Below are 5,321 nucleotides of genomic sequence, written 5' to 3'. Positions count from 1 at the left end.
ACTATCTCCTCGCGCCGACGCACGAGGAGATGTTCGCCCTCCTGGTGAAGGACCTGTACTCCTCGTACAAGGACCTGCCCCTGGCCCTGTACCAGATCCAGACGAAGTACCGGGACGAGGCGCGTCCCCGCGCCGGCCTCATGCGCGGGCGCGAGTTCATCATGAAGGACGCCTACTCGTTCGACATCGACGACGAGGGCCTCGCCGCGTCGTACGAGCGGCAGCGCGGCGCCTACCAGCGCATCTTCGAGCGCCTCGGCCTGGACTTCGTCATCGTCTCGGCGACGTCCGGTGCGATGGGCGGCTCGCGGTCCGAGGAGTTCCTGTCGCCGTCGGCCATCGGCGAGGACACGTTCGTGCGCTCGGCCGGCGGGTACGCGGCCAACGTCGAGGCCGTGGTCACGCCCGTCCCGGACGCGCTGCCCTTCGCCGACGCGCCGGCCGCGCACGTCGAGGACACCCCCGACACCCCGACGATCGAGTCGCTGGTGGCGTGCGCGAACGAGCAGCACCCCCGCCCCGACCGTCCCTGGACCGCGGCGGACACCCTGAAGAACGTGGTGCTCGCCGTCACGCACCCGGACGGCCGGCGCGAGCTGCTCGTCGTGGGGCTGCCGGGTGACCGCGAGGTCGACGTCAAGCGCCTCGAGGCGTCCCTCACCCCGGCCGAGGCCGAGCCCGCCACCGAGGCGGACTTCGCCGCGCACCCGGAGCTGGTCAAGGGCTACATCGGGCCCGGCGCGCTGGGCCCGCAGGGCGCGCAGGTCGAGACCGAGGACGGCTCGACGGTCTCCGCCGTCCGCTACCTGCTCGACCCGCGCGTGGTGCCCGGCACCCGGTGGATCACCGGCGCGGACGCTCCGGGCAAGCACGTGTTCGACCTCGTGGCCGGGCGCGACTTCACCGCGGACGGCACCATCGAGGCGGCCGAGGTGCGTGCGGGCGACCCCGCTCCCGACGGCTCCGGGCCGCTCGAGCTCGCGCGCGGCATCGAGATCGGCCACATCTTCCAGCTCGGCCGCAAGTACGCCGAGGCCCTGGACCTCAAGGTCCTCGACGTGAACGGCAAGGCCGTCACCGTGACGATGGGCTCGTACGGCATCGGCGTCACTCGTGCCCTCGCGGCCCTGGCCGAGGTCAACCACGACGACAAGGGCCTCGCGTGGCCGGCGCACGTCGCGCCCGCGCACGTGCACGTCGTCGCGACGGGCAAGGGCACCGAGGTCTTCGACGCCGCCGAAAAGCTCGCCACCGAGCTGGTCGACGCGGGCGTCGAGGTGATCTACGACGACCGCCCCAAGGTGTCGCCCGGCGTGAAGTTTGCCGACGCGGAGCTCTTCGGCGTGCCGCTGATCGTCGTCGTCGGCCGCGGCCTGGCGGACGGCCTGGTGGAGGTGCGCCCCCGCGCGGGGGCGTCGGAGCAGGTCCCGGTGGCCGACGCCGCGCGGGTCGTGACCGAGCGCGTGGCCGCCCTGCTGGCGGACTGACCCCCGGACGGTCCCGCGGAAGACTAGGCGGCCGCGTCGTCCCCGGCCTGCTCCGGCAGGCCGGGGAACGGCTCGGGCTCGGCGCCCCAGTCGTCGAGGGCCACGGCGGAGTCGACCAGCAGGTCGACGAGCACCGCGCGGGTCCCGGCCGCCGTCGTGCCCACGAGGGTCGCGTAGTCGGTGGCGAGGTCGTTCTCCAGGTCGATCACCAGGGCCTTGTCACCCTGCTCGGCGACCCGCGGTACGGCGTACGCCGCGCGGCGCGGGTCGTCCGCGGTGGCCTGCGTGCCCGCCACGGCGGCCCATCCGTCCGCCCGCTGCGCGTGCACGGCGACCCGCTCGAGCAGCCGGTCGCGCGTCGTGCCGGAGCCGATCGCCGCGCGCAACTGCAGCGCGTAGCGGGTCGCGTCCTCGGACACGACGAGAGTGCTCAGGTCGTGGGGCGTGAGCCCCTCGGGCACGGTGTCGTCGTCCTGCGCGCTGCTGCCCCCGGCGTCCTGTCCGGTCGCCGTGGCGTCGTCCGTCGGGGAGCCGGAGGGGGTCGCCTCCTCCGCGTCGGCCTCGTCGCCCGCGTCGCCCGCGTCGCCCTCGTCGTCCGCGGCGGCGTCCGCAGGCTCCGGCACGCGGGGCTCGACGACGTCGGGACCGGCGACGTCGACCAGCGCCGCGAGGCGCTCGCCCGAGACGGTCTGCGCCGCGCCGACCGAGGCCAGCAGCCGGGCCAGCGGCCCGTCGCCCGTGCTCCCGGCGGCCGTCCGCGACCGGGCGGCCGCGTCGTCGAGCGCCTCCACGACGTCCGCCGGGGTCGCCTTGTCCCAGGCCGAGGACTGCGTGTCCGTGGGGGCGCCGGTCGCGAGCCCGGAGTCGTACTCGCCGCCCAGCGCCTCGGCCTGCTCGCGTGAGTCCGCGGCGATGCGCGTGAGCTCGGCGACGACCCGCTTGCGCGACGTGGGGACCTCCTCGAGCGCAGCCTCGGCACCGTCGGCCACGAGGAGGGCGTCCGCGACGGCGGTGCGGCGCACCACCTCGAGGCTGTCGGGCACCGGCTCGCCCGCGGGCGGGGCCTCCAGCCGCACGCCGCACCCCGCCAGGATCCCGACGGCGAGCAGCGCGCCCGCGGCGGCCGCCACGGGGCGGCGCTGGGCGGTGGGCACGGCCGCGCCGGTCACGTCGTCGGCGAACCGGCCGGGGGCGGGCTGAGGTTCCATCGAGGCCGATGATGCCACGCGCGCGGCCCCGTCCGTGTGACGTTCCTCCGCCCGTCACGGGCGCCGGACGGCGCGGGACGGCCCCGTCGTTCGTTACGCTGGTCGCTGCACACAACGACACACCGGCCGCGGGACGTCCCGGCGCGGGAGCACACGGCAGTCCACGACGTGACCCACGGGAGGCAGGGATGGCAGCGCAGCACGGCCGCACCACGGCGGGCGGAGCGAAGGCCGAGGCGGTGCGGCGGGTCGTCACCCCGGCGGTCGACGGCGCGGGCCTGTACCTCGAGGACGTCGTCGTCACGCAGGCCGGCGCGAAGTCGGTCGTGCGCGTCACCGTGGACCTCCCCGAGGACGTGCTGGGCAGCCTCGACTCCGACACGCTCGGCGACGTCTCGCGCGCGGTCTCCGCGGCGCTGGACGCCGACGACGTCGTCCCCGGCGCGTACACGCTCGAGATCTCGACGCCCGGCACCTCCCGTCCGCTGGCCGAGCTGCGCCACTTCCGGCGCGCGCGCGGCCGCCTGGTCGTGCTGCGGCTGCGCGCCGGCGGCACGACGTCAGGGCGCCTGACGGACGTCGAGCCCCGCACGGGTGACGCGGGCGAGGACGCGGTGCTGGTGCTCGAGGACGGCACCCGGGTGCCCCTCGCCGACGTGCGCCAGGGCAAGATCGAGGTCGAGCTGAAGCGCCTGGACGAGGCGCCCGGTGATGCAGACCCGGAGACAGACACGGACACGGGCGCCGCCCGGGACCACACCACGGGCTCCGCCCGTCACGAGGAGGGCTGACGATGGACATCGACATGAGCACGCTTCGGCTGCTGGAGCGGGAGCGGGACATCAGCCTCGACGTCCTCGTGGAAGCGATCGAGCAGGCGCTGCTGTCGGCCTACCACCGCACCCCCGACGCCTACCCGCGCGCCCGCGTGGAGGTGGACCGCAAGTCCGGGCACGTCGCCGTCTGGGCGCGCGAGGAGATCCGCACGCCGGACCCCGAGGACCCGGAGGCGCGGCCCACGATCGAGCTGGGGCCCGAGTTCGACCACACGCCCGCCGACTTCGGCCGCATCGCGACCGCGACGGCCCGGCAGGTCATCGTGCAGCGACTGCGCGACGCCGAGGACGACCAGGTGCTCGGCATGTTCCGCGGCAAGGAGGGCGAGGTCCTCGCCGGCGTCATCCAGCAGGGCCGCGACCCGCGCGTCGTCCTCGTGGACGTCGGCGGCACGGAGGCCGTCCTGCCCCCGCACGAGCAGGTGCCCACCGAGGAGTACGTCCACGGCGAGCGGCTGCGGGCCTACGTGGTCGAGGTGTCCCGTGGCATGAAGGGCGCCCAGGTGGTGCTGAGCCGCACGCACCCGGGCCTCGTGCGCAAGCTGTTCGAGCTCGAGGTCCCGGAGATCGCGGACGGCGCCGTCGAGATCACGGCGATCGCCCGCGAGGCGGGCCACCGCTCCAAGGTCGCCGTCCGGTCCAAGGTGGCCGGGCTGAACGCCAAGGGCGCCTGCATCGGCCCGATGGGCGCGCGCGTGCGTGCCGTCATGGCGGAGCTGCACGGGGAGAAGATCGACATCGTCGACCACAGCGACGACCCGGCGCGCTTCGTGGCCAACGCGCTCTCGCCCGCCCGTGTGACCTCCGTCACCGTGGTCGACGCCGACGCCAAGGCCGCGCGGGCCGTCGTGCCGGACTACCAGCTGTCGCTCGCGATCGGCAAGGAGGGGCAGAACGCCCGTCTCGCCGCGAAGCTGACGGGCTGGCGGATCGACATCCGGTCGGACGAGGCGGCCCCCGCCGGGGGCGCTTCCGAGGGCGACGACGCAGGTGGCGCCGCGGCGAGCCGCGGGGCCGAGGGCTGAGGCCGGTCACGGCACGTGGGTCGTCGCGCTAGACTGTCGGGGACCGGGCCACGCGCCCAGCCCTCGACCTCCCCTCGTACCCCTCCGGAAACCTCCGGCCCGGTACGGACGTGCGTCGGGTGCCGGGAGCGTGACCAGCGGTCCGCTCTTCTGCGGCTGGTGCTCGAGCCGTCGGGACGCGAGGGAGTCCTCGTGGTCGACGTGCGAGGGTGCCTGCCGGGGCGTGGCGCCTGGATCCATCCGACGTCCGCCTGCCTGGCGCTCGCCGAGCGTCGTCGGGCCGTGCCGCGCGCCCTGCGCGTCACCGGTCCCCTCGACCTCTCCGGCGTCCGGGAACACCTGGAGCGGCGAGACCGTTGAGTCCCTCCGGTCCGCACCGCCACCCGGCGGCCGGACCATCGCGACCGAGCACGCTCGGCCGCACCCACTGAAGTCGACAAGGAAGCGGGTCAGAAGCCGATGGGCACCCGATGAGTTCCGTGCGATGAGTACTCGGTACTAACGACGGTCCTCCCTGTCTCGCAGGAGGGCCGAGACAGGAGAGTTGTGGCGAAGATCCGCGTTCACGAGCTGGCCAAGCAGCTCGGGGTGGAGAGCAAGACCCTGCTCGCCGACCTGAAGTCGGCGGGCGAGTTCGTCCGTTCGGCGTCCTCGACGCTCGAGGCACCGGTCGAGCGAGCCATGCGCGACAAGTACAAGGACGCGGCACCCGCGTCCTCGGGCGCCCCGGCGAGCAAGTCCGCCGAGCCGAAGGCTGCGGCGCTC

Annotated in this window: 6 protein-coding genes; 5 read left to right on the top strand and 1 reads right to left on the bottom strand. The window is 74.8% G+C overall.

Annotated elements, in window-relative coordinates; all coding sequences use genetic code 11:
* Nucleotides 1–1,487, top strand: a 1,487-nt coding sequence (locus tag ACFWEK_RS18570; protein ID WP_430554995.1) for a proline--tRNA ligase, incomplete at its 5' end; no start/stop codon positions are given.
* A gap of 23 nt (nt 1,488–1,510) precedes the next feature.
* Here the strand turns inward: ACFWEK_RS18570 and ACFWEK_RS18565 are convergent.
* Nucleotides 1,511–2,695, bottom strand: a complete 1,185-nt coding sequence (locus ACFWEK_RS18565; protein ID WP_430554994.1) for a DUF4439 domain-containing protein — start codon at nt 2,693–2,695, stop codon at nt 1,511–1,513.
* 188 nt (nt 2,696–2,883) lie between these two features.
* Here ACFWEK_RS18565 and rimP point away from each other — a divergent pair, with 188 nt between their 5' ends.
* The 4 genes from rimP to ACFWEK_RS18545 all read left to right on the top strand — a co-directional run.
* Entirely contained in the window at nt 2,884–3,486 is a 603-nt protein-coding gene (rimP, locus tag ACFWEK_RS18560; protein WP_430554993.1) for a ribosome maturation factor RimP, read from the top strand.
* A 2-nt stretch (nt 3,487–3,488) separates the two neighbouring features.
* The gene (gene nusA, locus ACFWEK_RS18555; RefSeq protein ID WP_430547085.1) at nt 3,489–4,556 is read left to right on the top strand and encodes a transcription termination factor NusA; all 1,068 of its coding nucleotides are present in this window, start codon (nt 3,489–3,491) and stop codon (nt 4,554–4,556) included.
* A gap of 15 nt (nt 4,557–4,571) precedes the next feature.
* Nucleotides 4,572–4,916 (top strand): YlxR family protein, encoded by a 345-nt coding sequence (locus ACFWEK_RS18550; protein WP_430547084.1) that lies wholly within the window; start codon nt 4,572–4,574, stop codon nt 4,914–4,916.
* 186 nt (nt 4,917–5,102) lie between these two features.
* Nucleotides 5,103–5,321 (top strand): translation initiation factor IF-2 N-terminal domain-containing protein (locus tag ACFWEK_RS18545; protein WP_430554992.1); only part of this gene is annotated, 219 nt, incomplete at its 3' end.

Source organism: Isoptericola sp. NPDC060257, from assembly GCF_042726645.1.
Taxonomy (GTDB): domain Bacteria; phylum Actinomycetota; class Actinomycetes; order Actinomycetales; family Cellulomonadaceae; genus Isoptericola; species Isoptericola nanjingensis.
Note: the sequence above shows the minus strand (reverse complement) of the source record. Positions and strands in the feature narration are given on the sequence as shown.

Bases quoted from the DNA above. Each gene is read 5' to 3' on its own strand.
- ACFWEK_RS18565 (WP_430554994.1), bottom strand. From the start codon at position 2,695: ATGGAACCTCAGCCCGCCCCCGGCCGGTTCGCCGACGACGTGACCGGC.
- rimP (WP_430554993.1), top strand. From the start codon at position 2,884: ATGGCAGCGCAGCACGGCCGCACCACGGCGGGCGGAGCGAAGGCCGAG.
- nusA (WP_430547085.1), top strand. From the start codon at position 3,489: ATGGACATCGACATGAGCACGCTTCGGCTGCTGGAGCGGGAGCGGGAC.